This is a genomic window from Nocardia sp. NPDC051756, from assembly GCF_040681495.1.
Taxonomy (GTDB): Bacteria; Actinomycetota; Actinomycetes; order Mycobacteriales; family Mycobacteriaceae; genus Nocardia.
On sequence record NZ_JBFAYV010000008.1, the window covers coordinates 194,274 to 213,627 of the forward strand.

Here is a 19,354-nt window from a genome sequence, read left to right on the forward strand (position 1 = left end):
ATAGAACGCCGTATCAGCATTGACTAAGCGCCGTTTCACACGGTAGGTCAGGCTCGCCAGTATTTCGACAGCAAACCTCGAATTGAGCAACTGAAGGCAGTTCGCCGCAGGTCATCGACCCTATTGCAAATATTCCGTAAAGCACCACCTCAGGCCGCATGAATCGGCGGTAACAACTGGAAACAGTCACCACCAAAATGCGCGTCGGTGACCTCTGTCACGCGCAGTCATTTCCGATTTGCCCGATAGGGAACGCTTTAAGATTGCTCTAAGATTTGCTGAAGAATTGCCGAATTATCACCGGAGAATACGGTGTAAATAAGCACCCGAAGGGGCGGCAAGTGGACGAGAAGCGCTGTGGCATACATCCTTCCGAATGGAAGGAACGCCGCGAGGACATGACGGCGCAGCTATCGCCCGGCACAGATCGTAAGCAAGACTAAGGTTGCCTCACGGTTGCGGACGCGCGATGGTCAGATCAGCGCGGCTCACGAGCCGCCCGGCGCATCGCCCAGACCACGATCACGCAGGCAGCCGCGCCGAGCGGCACGCCGACACGGTCAGATTCCCCAGCAGGAACTCCGCAGGTTGGTCAGCCATACCCAATCGATCATGACCCGAATTCCTGGGACGATCCGCTAGCGTCGAGATATGAGCCTGGACGTCGCAGTTGTCGGATACGGATTGGCCGGGTCGGTCTTCCACGCTCCGCTGATCGCCGCCGAACCACGGATGCGGGTCGCGGTGGTGGTCACCTCCTCCCCCGAACGCGCCGCCCAGGCCGAACGCGAACACCCCGGCGTGCGGGTCGTCGCGAGCACCGACGAACTCTTCGCCGACCCGTCCGGCATCGACCTCGTGGTCGTCGCGACGCCCAACCGCACCCACGCGCCGCTGGCCGCACAGGCCTTGGACGCGGGGCTGCCGGTGGTCGTCGACAAACCGTTCGCGGTGACGGTCGCCGACGGCGAAGACCTGGTCAAGCGCGCCGAACAAGCCGGTCTCACGCTGACGGTCTTCCAGAATCGACGCTGGGACAGCGACTTCCTGACCGCGCGCGCCCTCATCGAGGCGGGCCGGCTCGGCGAGGTGCGCCGCTTCGAGTCCCGGTTCGAGCGCTGGCGGCCGGTGCCGAAGGGCGGCTGGCGTGAGGTGGGCGGCGCCGACGACGGTGCGGGACTCCTCTTCGACCTCGGCAGTCACCTGATCGATCAGGCGCTGACGCTGTTCGGACCGGTGAAATCCGTTTATTGCGAACTGGATCGGCGACGCCCCGACATCACAACCGATGATGATGCGTTTGTCGCGCTCACCCACACCTCGGGTGTCCGCTCGCACCTGTGGATGAGCGCCGTTGCGCCGCAACTGGGTCCGCGATTCCGGGTACTCGGTTCCCAGGCCGGCTACGTCGTCTACGGCCTCGATCCGCAAGAGAGCGCGCTGCGCGAAGGACGCCGCCCCGACGACGGCCGACCCTGGGGCACAGTCGAATCCGCCGACTGGGGTGTCATCGGCGCCGATCCCGCCGTCGAACCGGTCCCCACCATCGCGGGCGACTACCCCGCCTTCTACGCCGAACTGGCCGCCGCCCTGCTCGACGGCGGCAAGGTTCCGATCGACCCGCGCGACGCCGTCGCCACGCTCCGCATCCTGGAGGCCGCCCGCCGCTCGGCCGCCGACGGCGAGGTCGTCGCCGGGTAACCGCCGCCACCCCTCGATTATTGGGCTGGCGACCCGAGCCGGAGATCGATAACGTCGACGCTCGGTGCCGGCCGCGCGCGGGCCGGCCGTTCGGCTGAGAGGAGACCCGCATGGGTTCAACGATTTTCGCGGTCTTCTTACCGCTGGCCCTGGCCTTGGTGATGTTCGGGCTCGGATTGACCTTGGCCGTGGACGATTTCGCCAGAGTGCTGCGCTATCCGAAAGCGGCAGTGGTCGCCCTGCTCTGCCAGATGGTGCTGCTGCCCGCGGTCTGCCTCGGCCTGATCTATCTGTTCCAGCTCGAAGGCGCACTGGCCGTGGGCATGCTGTTGCTGGCCGCTTCGCCGGGTGGTCCGTCGGCGAATCTGTTCAGCCACATCGCGGGCGGCAATGTCGCGCTGAACATCACGCTCACCGCGATCAATTCGGTGCTCGCCGTGTTCACCATGCCGCTGATCGTCGCGTTCGCCTACAGCCAGTTCATGGGCGGCGACGGGTCGTTCGGGCTGCGGCCGGACAAGTTCGCCCAGGTGTTCGCGATCGTGCTGGTCCCGGTGGCGATCGGCATGTGGGTGCATCGCCGGTTCACCGGGTGGGCCGAGCGGATGCGCGGGAACGTCAAGATCCTCTCCATCGTGGTGCTGGCCCTGGTGGTGCTCGCGGCCGTGGCGAAGAACTTCGGCACGCTCACCGAGAACATCGGCAAGCTGGCCTCACTCAGTCTGGTGTTCGCCGTGATCAGCCTGGCCGTCGGCTATTTCGTGCCGCGGCTGTTCAAGGTCGACGCGGATCAAGCGATCGCCTCGGCGATGGAGATCGGCATCCACAACGGCGCGATCGCCATCGCCATCGCCGGATCCGTGCTGCACAACGACGCGATGGCGGTGCCGGGCGCGGTGTACGGGGTGCTGATGAACATTCCCGCGGCGATCGCGGCCTTCCTGCTGGCGAGGTATGTGCGCCATGCTCGTCCGGCGCCGGTGCCCAGCGCGGTGGCCGGTTGACAACCGGTAACTGAACCAGACAGCGCGTCGCCGGGTAGGTAACCTTTCGATGTTCGACACTCGAAGGGAACCAGCATCGCGATGCGACCGCTCGGCGCAGACGATCCGACGCGGATCGGCGACTACCGGATACTCGGCGTGCTCGGTGCGGGCGGCATGGGCCGGGTCTACCTGGGCCGCAATGCCGGTGGCCGGACCGTGGCGGTCAAGGTCATCCGGCCGGATCTGGTCGGCGACAACGAATTCCGCGAGCGCTTCCGCCGCGAGGTGACCGCGGCGCGACGGGTCGGCGGCCAGTTCACCGCGCCGGTGCTGGACGCCGACGTGGACGCGGACCCGCCGTGGCTGGCCACCGGTTACGTCGCCGGATTCTCGCTGACCGAGGCGGTCGACGAGTACGGACCGTTCGCCGAGACCTCGCTGCTGGTGCTCGCACACGGGCTGGCCGAGGCGCTGGTCGCCGTGCATGCCGCCGATCTGGTGCACCGGGATCTGAAGCCGTCGAACGTGCTGCTCGCCCTCGACGGCCCCAAGGTGATCGACTTCGGCATCGCCCGCGCGATCGACGACAGCCAGTTCACCACCACCGGAAAGGTCATCGGCTCACCGGGTTTCATGTGCCCCGAGCAGGTGACCGGCGACCAGGTCGGCCCGGCCGGCGATGTGTTCGCCCTCGGCGGCGTGCTGGTGTTCGCGGCCACCGGGCAGGGTCCGTTCGGGATCGGCGAGATGGTGCAGATGCTGTGGCGGGTCGTGTACGAGGAGCCGCGCCTCGACGCGGTCCCGGATCGGCTGCGCCCGCTGATCGCCGCCTGCCTCACCAAAGATCCGGCCGCCCGCCCGACCCCCGAACGCATCATCGCCGACCTCACCGAGCTCGGCCTCCCCGGCCGCGGCGGCTGGCTCCCCGGCCCCGCGCTGGAGGAGGTCAGCCGGCGTGCGGTGCAGTTGCTGGACCTCGACTCCGGACCGTTCGACGTGCCCGACGCGTTGAGCAAGCCGGTGAATCCGCCCCGCACCGCCGAAACGGTGCTCCAGCCGTTCACCGACCCGAATCCGCGGCCGCTCACCGACCCGAACGCGCGGACCGCCACCAGCATGCCCGGGGCCGGACAGCCGGACGTCACGCCGCGATCATGGTGGCGGGGTACGCCCGATCCCGCAGGTCAGCCGTATTCCTATGGGCCGCAAGACGGCCCGCGCCCGCAGCAATCGACCGGGCCGCAAGACCAGTCCTACCCTCCGCAACACCCGCAGCAATACATAGGGTCGTACGGCACCCAGCACCCGCAGGACGTGCCCCACGGCGCACAGCAGTCGGGGACACACTCCGCGCAACCCGCCCGCCCCCGCCGCATCGCATTGATCGCAAGCGGAGTGGTCCTGTGCCTCGTAATAGCGGTCGCCGCCTTCGTGATAACCAAGCAATTCACCGGTTCGAACGACGCCGCCGACCAGACCACCTCGTCGCCGGGCGACCCACCCGCCGAATTGCCGGAGGCCTTCGTCGGCGAATGGAAAGGCGTGGCCAAAGACAAGATCGCCGGCTTCGACATCGTGCTCACACTGAACGCGGGCACGGTCGGCGAGGAACTCGGCGCCTCCTCCAATACCGGCAATGTGGTCGGTATGACCTGCGGCCGAGCGGAAACACTGACCGCGGTCGACGGCGAGGAACTGACGCTCACCGCGCGCCTCACCGAGGACAGCGGCGGCTGCAACGACGACGGCAACACCACGCACCTCCAGCTACTCCCCGACGGAACGCTGTCCTACCGCACCGCCAGCGTCATCGGCGACATGTCCGGAATACTCACCAAAACATCGTGACCCGGCTTGCGCTACCCGTTAGCTGAGGAAGTGGCAGACTGCGAAACATGGGCGATGCTTCGGGCAGCAGGTCAACACCAACCATCACCTGCGCGGGTCGCGTGCGATCGCAGCCCGAGGCGCATCAGCGGGCGGGACGGCTAGCCGCCGGGCTTGCGGCGGCGGGGGTGCGGCCGGGAGACCGAGTCGCGATGATGATCCGCAACGACATCGAGTTCATCGAGGTGTCGCTGGCGGTCGCGGCGTGCGGGGCGAATTCGGTGCCGATCAACACGCGCTGGCAGGTGCCGGAGGTCGCGCACGTGCTCGGCGACAGCGGTGCGCGACTGGTCATCGCGCACACCGAGTTCATCGATATCGTCGAACAGGCTGTGCCGCAACCCGATACGCCGATTCTCGAGATCGCCATGCCGAGCGAGCTGCTCGCCGCAACGAGTCTGGACGCGGCGCTGGCCGAGCCGACCGGCAGGCACGCCACCCTCGAACAGTGGATCGAAACGCACGTCGAACCGCTCGGCCGCATCGAAGGCTCGCGCGACGACTCGACCGGCTTGATCTACACCTCCGGCACCACCGGCAAACCCAAAGGCGTACTGCGCGAACGCATGACGCCGCACCAGTGGTTGTCCATCGCCGGCAGCGCGGCCAAGCGACTCGGCCTCACCCCGCGCGGGCAGGCGGTGATCCCCGGCCCGCTCTATCACGCGAGCCCGAACGGCATTGCCACCCTGGCGCTGCGGGTCGGCACCAACATCACGATCATGCCGCGCTGGGACGCCGAGGAATTCCTGCGCCTGGTCGACGAGCGCCGCATCACCCAGGCCAAGGTGGTGCCGACCATGCTGTCCCGGCTGCTCTCGCTGCCCGCGGACGTGCGCGCCCGCTACGACGTCTCCAGCCTCACCCACATCATCCATTCCTCGGCCCCGTGTCCGCCCGCGGTGAAGCGAGCCGCGATCGACTGGTTCGGCGACGCGCTGATCGAGTTCTACGGCTGCGCCGAAGCCGGCACCATCACCTGGATCTCGGCCGGTGAGTGGCTGGCCCATCCCGGCAGCGTCGGCCGCCCGGCGGACGGCGCGGCCGTCGTCGTCCTCGACGACGCGGGCGAGCCGCTGCCCACCGGCCAGACCGGCCAGGTGTTCGTGCGCGGCGCCGACTACTGGCCGAAGTTCCGCTACCTGCACGACATCGGCGCAGAGCCCAGTCCGCTCCCGGATTTCCTCGCCGTCGGCGACCGCGGCTACCTCGACGAGGAGGGCTACCTCTATCTCACCGGACGCTCCAGCGAGCTGATCATCTCCGGCGGCGTGAACATCTATCCGGCCGAGATCGAGAACGCGATCATGGCCCTGGACGGCGTCGAGGATGTCGCGGTGTTCGGCATCCCGCATCCCGGCGATCTCGGCGAAGCCGTTGCCGCGCAGGTCGTTCCGCGGCCAGGCGCCGAGCTGACCGAGGACGGCATCCGGGCCGGCCTGGCCGGGCAGCTCGCCGCGTACAAGGTGCCGAGGGTGCTGCGGATCGTCACCGACCTCCCCCGCGACGATGCCGGAAAGGTCTACAAACGTCAGCTCCGAGCGGAGATGTCCGACGCCGGATAAGGTGCGGCGGTGGACAGAGCCGAATGGGTCGAGCGGGGCACCTCCATCGTCGACCGCTTGACGACAACGCAAACGCAGCCCCCATGGTGGTTGGTGGCCGGCGCCGGGGTCGTGGCGCTCGTGCTGGTCGGATACACGCCCATCTGGCGGTTCACCCGCAATATCGTCACCATCGCGCACGAAGGCGGGCACGCGCTGGTCGCGCTGCTCACCGGGCGCAAGCTCAACAGCATCCGATTGCATTCGGACACTTCGGGTCTCACCGTGTCCAGCGGAAAACCCTACGGGCTGGGCATGATTCTGACCACGATGGCGGGTTATCCGGGACCGCCGTTGCTCGGTCTGGGTTTCGCCGCGTTGCTCGGCGCGAGCCGGATCACGCTGATGCTGTGGGTGGCCATCGCGCTGCTGGCGGCGGTGTTGATCATGACGCGCAACGTGTACGGCATGCTGACCGTGTTCGCGGTCGGCGCGACGGTGTTCGCGGTGTCCTGGTTCGGAACCGACACGCTGCAAGCGGGTTTCGCGTATCTCGGCGCGTGGTTCCTGCTGCTCGCCGGGGCGCGGCCGGTGATCGAGTTGCAGCGCGGGCGATCTCGGCAGTTGCGCAGCCGCTATCAGGAGGACGTCGCCTCCGATGCCGATCAGCTCGCGCGCCTCACGCACCTGCCCGGGATTCTGTGGGTCGGGTTGTTCGGGGTGATCGCCGTCGGGTCGCTGGTGGTCGGCGCGGGCTTCCTGATCTCCGATATCTCCGGGTTCTGCCTGCCGGGCGGAGCCTGCGCCTCATGATCACGACCATCCGCCTCGCCGTCGTCTCGACCTTGATACTCGGCTGCGCCGGCCTGTTCGGCGTCGGGCAGGCCACCGCCGTCGCCGACACGGCCTGCGGGACACCGCTCTCGCCCGCCGAAATCACCTCGATCGCCGAGCTTTCGGACACGACCACACTCACCGGCTCGTCGATGGAACAGCTGGAGCAGGCCGTCGAACAGAACCGGCAGCTCACCCAGATCCTGGTCCAGCACCGCGATCTGCGCGGCGTCTTCGCGCTCGGCCTCGATGCCGTCGAGCAGGCCGCGGTGATGCCGTTGCAGCGCGACCCGGCATCGTTCACCGATCCGGAGTGGGCGCATCGGATCAGTCTCGAACTGCTGTCCCGCTTCCTGCGCAACGTGCACGCCGAGTTCACCGGCGCACCGACCGACCCGCAGTGGACCAACTACTTCGAGCTCGCCCGCCGCTGCGAACTGTCGCCCGCACGGGTCGCGATGGCCGGATACGACGCGCACCTGAGCGTCGACCTCGCCTACGCGGTGGCCGCGGTCGGCGGCACGACCGCGAACGCGCCCGACTACTTCAAGATCGTCGACTCGATCGCGCAGCAGGGTGCGCTGATCGTCTCCTCGACCAAGGAGATCTATCACGGCGACCTCGGGCCGCTGTGGCGGTTCTACTTCGTCGGCGAGGGCCTCGATCTGCTCTTCGGCGAGGGTGTGGCGACGCCGCAGCTGCTGCGGCTGGCCGATCTGGGCGCCAATGTGGTGATCTTCGGCAACGGACTCGCGCTCACCGATCCCGCTCTCGCGCCGGCCGCCCGGGTCGAGATCGACGCATTGTGGCGCAGCGCTGACGTGGCGTTCGAGGTGCTCACCCGACTCGGTGGGCTCTAGCGGGTTTAGCTTTCCGGATTCGCGGCACGCCTACTCCTGGGACGAACGATGGAAGGGAGTATTCGGCATGTCGGAAGAGCTGAACGGGAAGCGCGTACTGATCATCACGTCGAACACCGGCGTCGAGCGCGATGAGCTGCTGGTTCCGCAGAAACAGCTGACGGACAAGGGGGCGACGGTCGTGCACGCCGCGCCCAAGAACGAGCAGGTGCAGACCTTCGAGCACGACACCGAGAAGGACGTGACGGTGCAGCCGGATGCGTCGTTCGACGATCTGGATGTCGACGACTTCGATGTGCTGGTCGTGCCGGGTGGCACGGTCAACGCGGACAAGCTGCGGGCCGAAGACCGGGCGGTCGAGCTGGCCAAGGCATTCGCCGCGGCGGGTAAGCCGATCGCCGCGATCTGTCACGGGCCGTGGCTGCTGGTCGAGGCCGAACTCTTACCCGACAAGACGCTGACGTCGTATTTCTCGCTGCGCACGGACGTGCTCAACGCGGGCGGGCGATGGGTCGATCAGCCGGTGGTGCGGTCCGCGGAGAACGACTGGGCGCTGATCACCTCGCGCAATCCGGACGATCTGGACGACTTCTGCCGGGCGATCACCGAGGAGCTGGTCGACAAGTCATAGTTCGTGCAGTACCGCCGAGGTTTCGCGGGCCAGTTCGCCAGGGTCGCGGGTCGCGTCGACGGTCGCGCCGCGCTCGTCGTCCGCCAGCGGCTCGAGCGCGGCGAGCTGCGAGTCGAGCAGGCTCGACGGCATGAAATGGCCGGTGCGGTCGGCCATTCGGTGCGCGAGTTCCTCGTGCGAAGCGGCCAGATGCAGGAAGAACGCATCGGGCGCGGCGGCTCGGAGCCGGTCGCGGTAGACGCGTTTGAGCGCCGAGCAGGTGATCACCCCGCCCTGCGCGGATCGTTCGGCCATCCAGGCCGCCACCTTGTCGAGCCAGGGCCGGCGGTCCGCGTCATCCAGCGGGATGCCGGCCGCCATCTTGTCGACGTTCGCCTTGGGATGCAGGTCGTCGCCTTCGCCGTATTCGACGCCCAGCTCGGCCGCGAGGGCCCGCCCGACCGTCGACTTGCCGGACCCCGACACCCCCATCACAACCACGACGGCCAGCGCTCGTTCCGGCACATCGGCTCCTTTGCTCGGCACGCACCACAGCGATGCGCATGTCCGATCCGACATTAGCGCGGCCGCTCGGTCCCGCCTCAGCGAGCTGACGCTGCGATAAGTTCGGCGAGCACGCGGCGAGTGTCCTCGTCCACCGGCAGCAATGGTGGTCGCGGGTCGCCCACCTCGATCCCCAGCGAGCGCAACCCCGCTTTGACAGTCCGCGGCAGACCACCGCGGGACATCGCGATGAGCAACGGTTCCAGCCGCTCGAAAAGCTCTGTCGCCGCTGCGGTTTCACCGGCAGTGAGCAACCGCCACACCTGCACGATCTGCTCCGGCACCAAACACGGTGCGGCCGTGCACCATCCGACGGCACCCGTCTCGAACGCCTGGAGCGCGAGCCGATTGCTGCCGTTGAAGAACGGCACGCCGTGCTCGGCCAGCCGCCGCATCCGCGCGATGTCCCCGCTGGATTCCTTGACCATCGTGATGTTGTCCACGGCCCCAACGAGTTCCACCAGGAACTCCGGCGGCATATCGATCCCGCTGGTGCCGGGATTGTTGTAAGCCATGATCGGCAGCGCGACCGACTCGGCCACCGCCGTGAAATGCCGACGCAGCTCCTCTTCGGTCAACCGCCAGTAGGCCACCGGCAGCATCATCAACGCCGTGGCGCCGAGCCGTTCGGCAAGCCGTGCCCGCGCAATGGTTCCCGCCGTGGTCAATTCCGACACCCCGACCACCGTCGGCACCCGCCCGTCGATCTGCTCGATACAGACCGAGGCCGCCGCCGCCCACTCCTGATCGTCGAGATACGCGGCCTCCCCCGTACTGCCAAGCGGCGCAACCGCATCCACGCCAACGTCGACCAGGCGATCCACCAGCCCGCGCAGCACCTGCTCGTCGACCTTGCCGCTGTCCGCACCGAACGGCGTCACCGGATAGGCCACGATCCCCGCGATAGACCCACTCATCGCATCCTCCATTCCTCCACCCAGATCATGCCCCGCACCCCGGCCGTTCCGGACGGAAGCGTCCTGGGGCACGATGGTGATCATGGAATTGCGCATCTTCACCGAACCGCAGCAGGGCGCGAGCTACGACACGTTGCTGACCGTCGCCAAAGCCACCGAGGACCTCGGATTCGACGCATTCTTCCGGTCCGACCACTACGCGGCCATGGGCGGCGGGGACGGACTGCCCGGCCCGACCGACGCCTGGATCACCCTCGCCGGGCTGGCCAGGGAGACCAAGCGGATCCGCCTCGGCACGCTGGTCACCGCCGCCACCTTCCGGCTGCCCGGACCGCTGGCCATCCAGGTCGCGCAGGTGGACCAAATGTCCGGTGGCCGGGTCGAACTCGGCCTCGGCAGCGGCTGGTTCGCCGAGGAGCACGCCGCCTACGGCATCCCGTTCCCCGCGGACAAGTTCGCCCGGTTCGAGGAGCAGCTCGCGATCATCACCGGGCTGTGGTCGACCAAGCCGGGTGACAAGTTCGACTTCGCCGGCCGGCACTACCAGCTCACCGACTCCCCCGCGCTGCCGAAGCCGGTGCAGGACCCGGTGCCGGTGCTGATCGGCGGCCACGGCGCCACCCGCACGCCCCGGCTGGCCGCGCAGTACGCGACCGAGTTCAACATGCCGTTCTCCTCCATCGAGGACAGCGCCGCCCAGTTCGGCCGGGTCCGCGCGGCCGCCGAGGCACGGGGCCGTCGCGCCGACGACCTGATCTACTCGAACGCGCTGGTCGCCTGCGTCGGCGCGAACGACGCCGAGGTGGCGCGGCGGGCCGCGGCGATCGGCCGCGAGGTGGACGAGCTGAAGACGAACGGCCTGGCCGGGTCGCCCGCCGAGGTGGTGGACAAGATCGGCCGCTTCGCCGAGATCGGCGCGCAGCGGATCTACCTGCAAATACTGGACCTCGACGATCTCGATCACCTCGAGCTGATCGCCGGTCAGGTGCAAGGGAAAATCTGACATGCGGGCCGGGAAGCCGAGCCGGACGGCGCTCGCCACCGCACATGTGCGCGCCTACCATCAGATCGCTGCCGAGCCGCGCGTCTTCACCGACCCGTTGGCGGTGCCGATCATGGGCCTGACCCCCGAAGAGCTGACCGATCAGACCGTGGCCGCGGCGGCAGGCGAGGACATCGCCTTTCACCGCGTCCGCCGGTTGTTCATGGCCGGCCGGTCGCGGTTCGCGGAGGACACGGTCGCCGCCGCGGTGGCGGACGGGACGCGGCAGGTGGTGATCCTCGGCGCGGGGCTGGACACCTTCGCCTACCGCAACCCCGATCCGACGCTGCGGGTGTTCGAAGTCGATCATCCCGCGACGCAGGCGTGGAAACGTCAGCTGCTCGCCGACGCCGGGATCACCGTCCCCGATTCCCTGACCTTCGCCCCGATCGACTTCGAGAGCGAAACGCTGGCAACAGGTTTGGCCACGGCTGGTCTCGACCGAGACCAGCCCGCCGTCTTCGTCTGGCTCGGCGTGGTGATGTATCTGACCAGGGAAGCCATCCGGTCGACGTTGCGGTACGTGGCCGAGCAGGCGACCCCGGTTCGACTGGTTTTCGACTACATCCCGCCGGCCGCCGAGGCCGCACCGGAACATCGGGCTCAACTACAGGCGCGCGCGGACCGGATGGCCGCGGTCGGCGAACCCTTGCTGAGCTCGCTCACCGCCGCCGAATTGGCGGCGGATTTGCGCGCGGCAGGATTCGACGAGGTCGAAGACTTCAGCGCACCGGACCTGATCGCGAGCTATGTCGGCGCGGCCGAGCTCGGTCCCGAGCCCGAACGCCTGCACGCCCGGATCGCCCGCGCCCTGCGCACCTGACTCATCCCAGCGGCCTGCTGGTCGGCAGGTTCACGAAGCTCGGCTGGGCCGGATCCAGTTGCAGGGTTTGCGGTTTGAGTTCGGTGTTGTTGAGCAGCGGCCGGAACGGCAGTCCCTTCGGGGAGTTTCCGGCGAAAACATCGACGCGTAGTCGATGTCCCGGCCGGAGCACCGCCTGGATCGGGATGACCGCGATGTCCAGCGTGATGGGCGCACCCGGCGTCACGGGCAGCAGGCTGTCCAGGGTGATCGGGTTGTACGGGGCGGTGTAGTCGCCGTTGGGCGAGCGGGTGCTCTTCGCCTGGTCGATCGCGCGCATCGACGCGGTGAGCTGGCCGGTGCTCACCACCGTCGAAGTTCCTTCGGGGGCAACGTCGTTCACGGTGACCGCCCAGTATCCGTCGGTCGCGTCGTGCACGACGTTGAGGTGCGCGTTGATCGGGCCGGAGATGACCGTCCGCTCGGTGACGGGTGCGCCGGTGAAGGTCAGCGCGTTGCGCTCGGCGATGCGAGAGTCCTTGGCGCACATGTCCAATACCGCGGTTATCCCGGCGGCGCCCTGCGCGGTGTCGCGCGAGCACGCGGTGGTGAGGCCGGGTGACACCGTCAGCGTGCGGAGCTCGTCCGGCTTGGTGGCGGACAGCGATCCGTCGTACACGCTCTGCGCGGTGCCGCTGGGGGTCGCGGAGAGATAGACCCGCCGATGGGTCGCGCCGGCCTGCGGGAACTGCTCGAGCGTCCGCCAGCCGCCACCCTGTTCCCACACCGTCACCGGCCCGAATTCGCCGATGCCGTGGTCGATGTCCTTGAGCCACTTGTCGAACCACACCCGCTGCAACACCTCCAGCCGTGCCGGACCGTCGGGCGCGCCCGTACCCGCGCCGGGATTGGCATGATAGGTGTCGCCGACCAAGAGCTGTTTCTGGTTGGCGGGCAACGGGATCGCGTTGAACAAGGTGGTCGCGCTGTTGGCGAAGATGTCGTGCCAGCCGCCATAGACGAAGGTGGGCACCGTGATTCGCTCCGGATGTCCGAGAATCGCCTGCCGGAAGTCGCTGTCGGGATCGAGCGCGGCGGCGAGGGTCTGCGGGATCTGGTCGAGCGTCGGGGTGAGCAACGCCTGGGTCAGCAGGTCGTAGTTGGTGGCCGGGTCGGCCAGCCGGTCGCTCAGCCAGCGCCAGTCGAACGTGCCGGCCAGCATCGAGCGCACGTCGGGGATGAGTTTCGTCTGGTTCACATTGCTGAGCCACAGCGGCAGGAAGGTGGTGCCGATGCCGCCGCCCGGCGCGACGACATCGCGCATCAGATCGCTGCCGGGTTCGACCGGAAAGATGGCTTTCAGTGCGGCCGGGGCGTTTTCGGCCGCACGCAGCTGGGTGATGCCCGCGTAGGAACCGCCGCTCATCCCGACCTTGCCGGTGGACCAGCGTTGCGCGGCGGCCCAGCCGATCACCTCGCGGGTGTCCAACTGTTCACGGACGCCCAGGGTGTCCCACGTGCCCTGGGAGAAGCCGGTGCCGCGGACATCGGCGACCACCAGGGTGTAACCGCTGCGGATCAGGAACCGGTCGATGCCGAGCACGGTCTGTATCGTCCCGCCGTCGAGCGCGTGTAGCAGATCGCCGAAACCGCTGATCGGCGTTCCGGATAGGTTCATCCGGCGCAGCAGATCCATCACCATGGGTTGCAGGCCGGGCGCCGAGATCGCCGAATCGACCACGTTGGACAGCAGTTTCGTGTACGGCGTGAGGTTCACGATGGTCGGCAGCGGACGCTGTTCGACCACTCCGTCCGCGTCCATCGGCCGGTACACGTTCGCCTTCAGGATGACGCCGTCACTCATCCGGATCGGCACATCCCAGTCGATGTGCACGTCGGCGTACGGCTGCGGTCCGTCGTGTAGCGCGGTCCATCGCTCGCTACGGGTACTGGTGTCCGGTTGAGCCGCTACCGACCCCACCGCAAACCCTCCGCCAACTAGAACCATCGATAGGACCGTCGCCAATCGAGCCACGCGGACAAACCGTTGTGCCACTTGCTGCCCCGAAAGCATCCTGCTCCTCGACCGATGTGCCGCACGTTGATTGAGTTTCGCCGTATCGGATTGACAAGATAGCAATCTGTGCGCAAATCACCGGGAGGTACGAATCGGCCGGTTTGCCGTGTTGCCCGCAACCCGGCAAACCGATCCGGTTGTGCGATAGTGGATTTGCGCAAATCGGGCACAATAGATACCCCGCAGTTTGGTTTAAGACCAGGCGGGCCAAAACATTCCGGTCAGTCGTTCAGTATCGCCGAGCCGCCGCCCATCGAAGGCTGCACGCATTGCCCGGAAAGGCGCGCGGATCCCCATTCCGGGGCCTACCTTGGTGGGCATGACGCCGCTGCAGCGCTATATCGCGGAAGAAATCGCCCTCGATCATGCCGACGGCCTGCTGAATCGTCGCGAGGCGCTGCGCCGTCTCGGGTTGCTCGGATTCGGCATTCCGGCCGCCGCCGCCTTGCTCGCGGCGTGCTCGACCGAGTCCAAGGATCAGCCGGCGACTTCGCAACCGCCTTCTGTCGCAACACCATCCACGCCGCCAGGGTCGGGCTCGGCCGTGCCGACTACCCCGATCACCTTCGCGGGGCCGGACAATCGCGAATTGCAGGCCGCGTGGGCGGCCGCGGCGCAGCCGCGCGGCGCGGTGCTCGTCATCCATGAGAACAAGGGCCTCACCGACCATATCCGTTCGGTGACAGGACGATTCGCCGGAGCCGGCTACTCCGCCCTCGCTGTGGACCTGCTGTCCGCGAAGGGCGGCACCGCGGCCTTCACCGATCCGGCACAGGCCACCGCCGAACTGAGCAAGACCCCGCAGGATCAGTTCATCGGCGATCTGTGCGCGGGCTTGGACGAGCTGGGACGGCGGGTTCCCGGCAAGAAGCTGGGCGCGACCGGGTTCTGCTTCGGCGGCGGACTGGTCTGGCTGCTGCTCGCCTCCGGGCCGTCCACGCTCGCCGCGGCGACGCCGTTCTATGGTCCGTTCCCGGACAACGGCGACCTCACCGCCTCGAAGGCCGCCGTGCTGGGCATCTACGCGTCCGCGGACGCCAGGGTGGATGCCACCCGGCCGGCCGCGGAGGCCGCGCTCGCGCGGGCGGGCACGCCGCACGACATGTGGGTCGCGCCGAATGCCGATCACGCGTTCTTCAACGACACCGGGCCGCGTTACGCACCGGCCGCCGCGAACGAGGCGTGGCGACGGGTAGTGGATTGGTACGGAACGCATCTGGGCTAGCGGTTCACCACGCCGCGAAGAAATCCCGGATCGGCTCGATGCCCGTGGCGACGACACCGATGTAGCCGTCGGGGCGGACCAGCACCAGCGTGCCCGGACCCGCCGGATCGATGTCGTAGTTGCGGAAGGGCTCGCCGACCGTTCCCTCGATCACCTCACCGGGTTCAATCACTCGACCGCGAACCCGATCACCCTGTGTACGAACGACTTCGGCGACCGCGGCGGCGGTATCACTACCGAACCCCAGTACCGTGAAATGCGTGCCGCGGAACAGATCGAACAGAGTGGAATCACCGCACCAACCGTCAGGCGCACGGTCACCCGCGCGCACCGCGCCCGGCCGTTCCCGCGTCTCCACCGCCAGCGGTCCACCTCGATAGTTGACCTTCAGCTGGAAGATATCCAGACTCCCCTCTCCCGGCTCGGCGTCGCGGAAGTCCTGCCGATGCGAACGCGTGGTCACCTCGAGCACCCGCGCCGCGACCGGAAACCGTTCGGCCTCATAGGTATCCAGCAGCCGGTCCGGACCGCCCGACAGCACCGCCGCCAACTTCCAGGCGAGGTTGTAAGCATCCTGCACGCTGGTGTTCAAACCTTGTCCGCCGGATGACGAATGCACGTGCGCCGCATCGCCGGCCAGGAACACCCGACCGACCCGGAACCGGTCCACCATCCGGGCATTCACCCGGTACACCGAGATCCAGTTCAGGTCGAACAACCGGATATCCGAGCGGCCGGAGCGCTCGTCGAGGATCTGCTGCACGGACGCCAGGGTCAGCTCGGGCACGTCGTCCGCGGTCATGTTGGCGATGAACTGGTAGTAGTCGGTGCCCGGCATGGACCACAGCGAAAAGCGTTCCTGCACATTGCCGGTCGTCAACATGTGACAGTAGGTGCCGGTCAGCCCCTCCGCTCTGACGTCACCGATCAGTGTTCGCTCGGTCTCGAAGGTTTCCCCCTCGAAGCCGACGCCGAGCGTCTTACGGACAACGCTGCCACCGCCGTCCGTGCCGACCAGGTATCGGGCGCGCACCGGCACGAGTTCGCCGTCGCGACGCAGTGTCGCGGTGACGCCAATGTCGTCCTGCGCGAAATCGATGAATTCCGTGTCCAATTCGAGCCGGCCACCGAGTTCGAGCAACCGGTCGCGGAGCAGTTCGTCGGTGCGCCACTGCGGCAGGATCCAGGTGTTCGGATAGGGCACTCCGTCGACGCGTTGCAGTGGCGGAAGCCCGAGCATCTCCTCCACCGTCCGCGTCATTGTCACCTGTGTGCCCGCGTACATGCGGAACGACGGGAACGGCGCACCGGCCGCCACCACCGCATCGATCACGCCGAGGTCGTCGAAGACCTCCAGAGTCCTTGGCTGCAAACCCTTTCCGCGTGAACCGGGAAAGAGCCCCGCGGCCTTGTCCACCACCAGGCACTCGATCCCGCGCCTTGCCAGTTCGCAACCCAGCGTCAGTCCGGTCGGTCCGGCGCCGACGATCAGCACCGGTAGATCTTTTGTCATCTGTCTTCTTTCGGGAAAGTTCGGGTGAGGATCGGCAGCAGCAGATCGTCGACCAGGTCGGCGAGGAACCCTCGATCCAGCGGCTCGCCGAGAAACATCCGGCGCATGATCTGCCCTTCCGAAACCTGGTGTGCCAGTTCGGTTGCGGTGCCCGCGGGCAATTCGCCGCGGGCGACGGCGCGCTCGACGACGGTGCGGAACGGCCCGAGGTCCTCGTCCGCGACGTGCTCGCGCAGCGCCTCCGCGAGTTCGGCATCCACCCGCATGGCGTGCATCAGGCCGGTCATCATGGTCACGTAGTGCTCGTCTACCTGCGCGGTGAGGTTCACGAGCGCCGCGATCAGATCGCCACGCACCGTCCCGGTGTCCGGAATCTCCGCGACGTACTCGGCGTCGTGCGCGTCCATCGCCGCCTTGACCAGCGCGGGCTTACCCGGCCAGCGCCGATAGATGGTCGCCTTGCTCGCCTGCGCCCGAGCGGCGACGGCGTCCATTGTGATTGCCGCGTAGCCGATTTCGCCGAGCAGCGCATAGGTGGCGGCGAGTATCGCCTGCTCGCGTTCCGCGCCCCTGATCACACACCCTCCAAGTGAACGGTACGGTTTCGTTCACTTCGACAGTAACGGAAGACCGGCAACAGCCACAAGGCCGATTACAGAATTTGATCGCCGAGCGCGACGTCCCGGCAGGCCTCGAGCAGCGGCTCCAACCGCTCCATGGCATTGGTGCGCACGGCGAGCACCGTGGGCAGCGCGAGCACACCCGGCGTGCACACGGGCAGGAAGGCCACCCGGCTGCTGTGCAAGAGGCGGGCGTGCGGCGCGTAGAGGACCGTCCATCCGGCGGCACCGGCGCCGAGTGCGGCGAGGGTGTCCTGGATCGAGACCTGCTCGGGACCGAACACCGGCTCGAATCCCGCTTTGCTGCATGCGGTCAGCACAAGATCATCGAGCAGCGCGTTGTTCTGCCGGTTCGTCAGATAGAGCGGCAGCTCGGCGAGCTGAGCGAGATCGACACAGCGGTCGGTGGCCGAGGGATGATCGGCGGGCAGCGCGACGACCAGTTCGTCGTACCACACCGGGATCTGCTCGACGCCCTCCGGCGCGGCCACCTCGCCGCGCAGGAACGCCGCGTCCCACTCGTGCTCCGACACCTTCCGCAGCCGCTGCCCGAGCGCCGCCGAGGTCAGTTCCACCTTGATCCCGGGCGCGCGGTACTTCAGCGCGACGAGCAGTCGCTCCAGCCGTTCGCCCATCCCCCGGCTGGTCCCGATGCGCAGCACGGTCGGCGTGGTCAGGAAGTCGGCAACGCTGGTCCGCGCGCGCTTCTCGGCGGCAAGGACCTTCTTCGCGGCAGGCAGGAACGCCGCCCCGGCCTCGGTGAGCCGGACGCTGCGCGGCGATCGTTCCAGCAGCACGACGCCGAGCTCGCGTTCGAGCCGGCCCAGCTGCTGGCTGACTGACGACTGCACAATCATCAGCCGTTCCGCCGCCCGACCGAAATGTAGCTCCTCGGCCACCGCGACGAAATACCTCAGTTGACGAAGTTCCATGACCTCAACGTGGTTCGGGGACAAGACTGGGTCAGGCTACCGCCCGGGGTGCGCGGCCAACCGATGCGGCTTCGTCCCGCGCGCCGCGCACACACAAATATCGTCGGAGGTGCCCGCGTGAGATATCCGAATGTCAGCTCAGCGCGACGTCGCATGGCCGGTGTCGCGATCACCGCAATCCTGGCCGGCGGCGCGCTCTCGGCCTGTGACAGCGACAAGCAGCCCGCGCCCGTCACCGAGACCGTGCACGCCACCGCGCCGAGCAGACCGCAGGGCGCACCGGACCTCGGCGCGGCGGAGGAGATCGCGCACGGGATCGATGTGCCGTGGGGACTGACCTTCCTGCCCGACGGGAACGCGCTGGTGGCCGAACGCGACAGCGGGCGCATCCTGCGGATCGGGCCGGGACACGCGCCGGAGCAGGTCTATCAGGTGCCGGGCGTCGTCGCGAGCGGCGAAGGCGGGCTGCTCGGCTTGGCCTTGTCACCGGAGTATGCCGAAAACCGTTATGTATACGCGTATTTCACCGCGCAGAACGACAATCGGATCGTGCGATTCCGCCTGGATGGGCAGCCGGAGGTGCTGTTCGACGGGATCGCCAAGTCGTCCAATCACAATGGCGGCCGGATCGCGTTCGGGCCGGACGGCATGTTGTATGCCGGAACCGGCGACGCGGGACAGAGCGGCCGGTCGCAGGACCCGGCGAGTCCCAACGGGAAGATCCTCCGGCTGACCCCGGAAGGCCGACCGGCACAGGACAATCCGATCGCCGACTCGCCGATGTACAGCCTGGGACACCGGAACGTGCAAGGGCTGGCCTGGGACCGCGAGGGGCGGCTGTTCGCGGCCGAGTTCGGGCAGAACCGGTTCGACGAGATCAACCTGGTCGAGGCGGGCCACAACTACGGCTGGCCGACGGTCGAAGGAGTGGGCGGCGCGGATCGCGGGTTCACCGAACCGTTGACCACCTGGTCTACGTCCGAGGCTTCGCCGTCGGGGATCGCGATCGCCGGAGACACCTTGTACGCCGCGGCATTACGCGGCGAGCGGCTGTGGACCGTGCCGCTGCGCGAGGGCACGGTCGGTCAGCCGCGAGATGTGTTCCGGGACAGCTACGGCCGGCTGCGCACGGTCATGGTCGCACCCGACGGCGCGCTGTGGCTCACCACGTCCAACACCGACGGACGCGGCAACCCGCGAACGAATGACGATCGCGTGCTTCGCTTCCCGGCGCGGTGAG

The 19,354-nt window shown here is 67.8% G+C and carries 17 protein-coding genes; 11 read left to right on the top strand and 6 right to left on the bottom strand.

Going from position 1 to position 19,354, the window contains the following annotated elements:
- Positions 1–651 precede the first annotated feature (651 nt).
- The 7 genes from AB0M22_RS33610 (at position 652) to AB0M22_RS33640 (ending at position 8,443) form a co-directional block, all read left to right on the top strand.
- Entirely contained in the window at positions 652–1,701 is a 1,050-nt protein-coding gene (locus AB0M22_RS33610; RefSeq protein ID WP_364735505.1) for a Gfo/Idh/MocA family oxidoreductase, read from the top strand.
- 110 nt (positions 1,702–1,811) lie between these two features.
- A complete protein-coding gene (locus AB0M22_RS33615; protein ID WP_364735507.1) occupies positions 1,812–2,705 on the top strand; it encodes a bile acid:sodium symporter family protein in 894 nt (297 codons plus the stop codon).
- Positions 2,706–2,786: 81 nt separating this feature from the next.
- Complete coding sequence (locus AB0M22_RS33620; RefSeq protein ID WP_364735509.1) at positions 2,787–4,535, top strand: protein kinase; 1,749 nt, start codon at positions 2,787–2,789, stop codon at positions 4,533–4,535.
- A 47-nt stretch (positions 4,536–4,582) separates the two neighbouring features.
- Positions 4,583–6,139: an AMP-binding protein gene (locus tag AB0M22_RS33625; protein WP_364735511.1), complete on the top strand. Its 1,557-nt coding sequence runs from the start codon at positions 4,583–4,585 to the stop codon at positions 6,137–6,139.
- A gap of 9 nt (positions 6,140–6,148) precedes the next feature.
- On the top strand, positions 6,149–6,931 hold the full coding sequence (locus tag AB0M22_RS33630; RefSeq protein WP_364735513.1) for a M50 family metallopeptidase: 783 nt from the start codon (positions 6,149–6,151) through the stop codon (positions 6,929–6,931).
- On the top strand, positions 6,928–7,812 hold the full coding sequence (locus AB0M22_RS33635; RefSeq protein WP_364735515.1) for a DUF5995 family protein: 885 nt from the start codon (positions 6,928–6,930) through the stop codon (positions 7,810–7,812). The genes AB0M22_RS33630 and AB0M22_RS33635 overlap by 4 nt, the downstream gene beginning before the upstream one ends.
- Positions 7,813–7,879: 67 nt before the next feature.
- Positions 7,880–8,443 carry a DJ-1/PfpI/YhbO family deglycase/protease gene (locus AB0M22_RS33640; protein ID WP_364735517.1) on the top strand — a complete coding sequence of 188 codons (564 nt, stop codon included), beginning with the start codon at positions 7,880–7,882 and terminating at the stop codon, positions 8,441–8,443.
- Here the strand turns inward: AB0M22_RS33640 and AB0M22_RS33645 are convergent.
- Entirely contained in the window at positions 8,438–8,914 is a 477-nt protein-coding gene (locus tag AB0M22_RS33645; protein WP_364736103.1) for a gluconokinase, read from the bottom strand. The two genes, AB0M22_RS33640 and AB0M22_RS33645, sit on opposite strands and share 6 nt — an antisense overlap.
- A gap of 110 nt (positions 8,915–9,024) precedes the next feature.
- Positions 9,025–9,903 (bottom strand): dihydrodipicolinate synthase family protein, encoded by an 879-nt coding sequence (locus AB0M22_RS33650; protein WP_364735519.1) that lies wholly within the window; start codon positions 9,901–9,903, stop codon positions 9,025–9,027.
- A gap of 82 nt (positions 9,904–9,985) precedes the next feature.
- Between AB0M22_RS33650 and AB0M22_RS33655 the strand changes: the two genes are divergently transcribed.
- Together AB0M22_RS33655 and AB0M22_RS33660 are read left to right on the top strand one after the other, a co-directional pair.
- The gene (locus tag AB0M22_RS33655; RefSeq protein WP_364735521.1) at positions 9,986–10,906 is read left to right on the top strand and encodes an LLM class F420-dependent oxidoreductase; all 921 of its coding nucleotides are present in this window, start codon (positions 9,986–9,988) and stop codon (positions 10,904–10,906) included.
- Between the two features lies 1 nt (position 10,907).
- Complete coding sequence (locus tag AB0M22_RS33660) at positions 10,908–11,768, top strand: class I SAM-dependent methyltransferase (protein WP_364735523.1); 861 nt, start codon at positions 10,908–10,910, stop codon at positions 11,766–11,768.
- 1 nt (position 11,769) lies between these two features.
- On the opposite strand, the gene AB0M22_RS33665 is transcribed toward AB0M22_RS33660, so the two are convergent.
- Positions 11,770–13,728: a CocE/NonD family hydrolase gene (locus AB0M22_RS33665; RefSeq protein ID WP_364735525.1), complete on the bottom strand. Its 1,959-nt coding sequence runs from the start codon at positions 13,726–13,728 to the stop codon at positions 11,770–11,772.
- A 415-nt stretch (positions 13,729–14,143) separates the two neighbouring features.
- On the opposite strand from AB0M22_RS33665, the gene AB0M22_RS33670 reads away from it, so the two are divergent.
- Positions 14,144–15,049 (top strand): dienelactone hydrolase family protein, encoded by a 906-nt coding sequence (locus AB0M22_RS33670; protein ID WP_364735527.1) that lies wholly within the window; start codon positions 14,144–14,146, stop codon positions 15,047–15,049.
- 4 nt (positions 15,050–15,053) lie between these two features.
- Here the strand turns inward: AB0M22_RS33670 and AB0M22_RS33675 are convergent, their stop codons facing one another.
- The 3 genes from AB0M22_RS33675 to AB0M22_RS33685 form a co-directional block, all read right to left on the bottom strand.
- A complete protein-coding gene (locus AB0M22_RS33675) occupies positions 15,054–16,562 on the bottom strand; it encodes an FAD-dependent monooxygenase (protein WP_364735530.1) in 1,509 nt (502 codons plus the stop codon).
- A complete protein-coding gene (locus AB0M22_RS33680; RefSeq protein WP_364735532.1) occupies positions 16,559–17,140 on the bottom strand; it encodes a TetR/AcrR family transcriptional regulator in 582 nt (193 codons plus the stop codon). Before AB0M22_RS33680 ends, AB0M22_RS33675 begins: the two co-directional genes overlap by 4 nt.
- Positions 17,141–17,214: 74 nt before the next feature.
- Positions 17,215–18,114, bottom strand: a complete 900-nt coding sequence (locus AB0M22_RS33685) for a LysR family transcriptional regulator (RefSeq protein WP_364735534.1) — start codon at positions 18,112–18,114, stop codon at positions 17,215–17,217.
- Between the two features lie 117 nt (positions 18,115–18,231).
- Between AB0M22_RS33685 and AB0M22_RS33690 the strand changes: the two genes are divergently transcribed.
- Positions 18,232–19,353, top strand: a complete 1,122-nt coding sequence (locus tag AB0M22_RS33690) for a PQQ-dependent sugar dehydrogenase (protein WP_364735536.1) — start codon at positions 18,232–18,234, stop codon at positions 19,351–19,353.
- Position 19,354 lies beyond the last annotated feature (1 nt).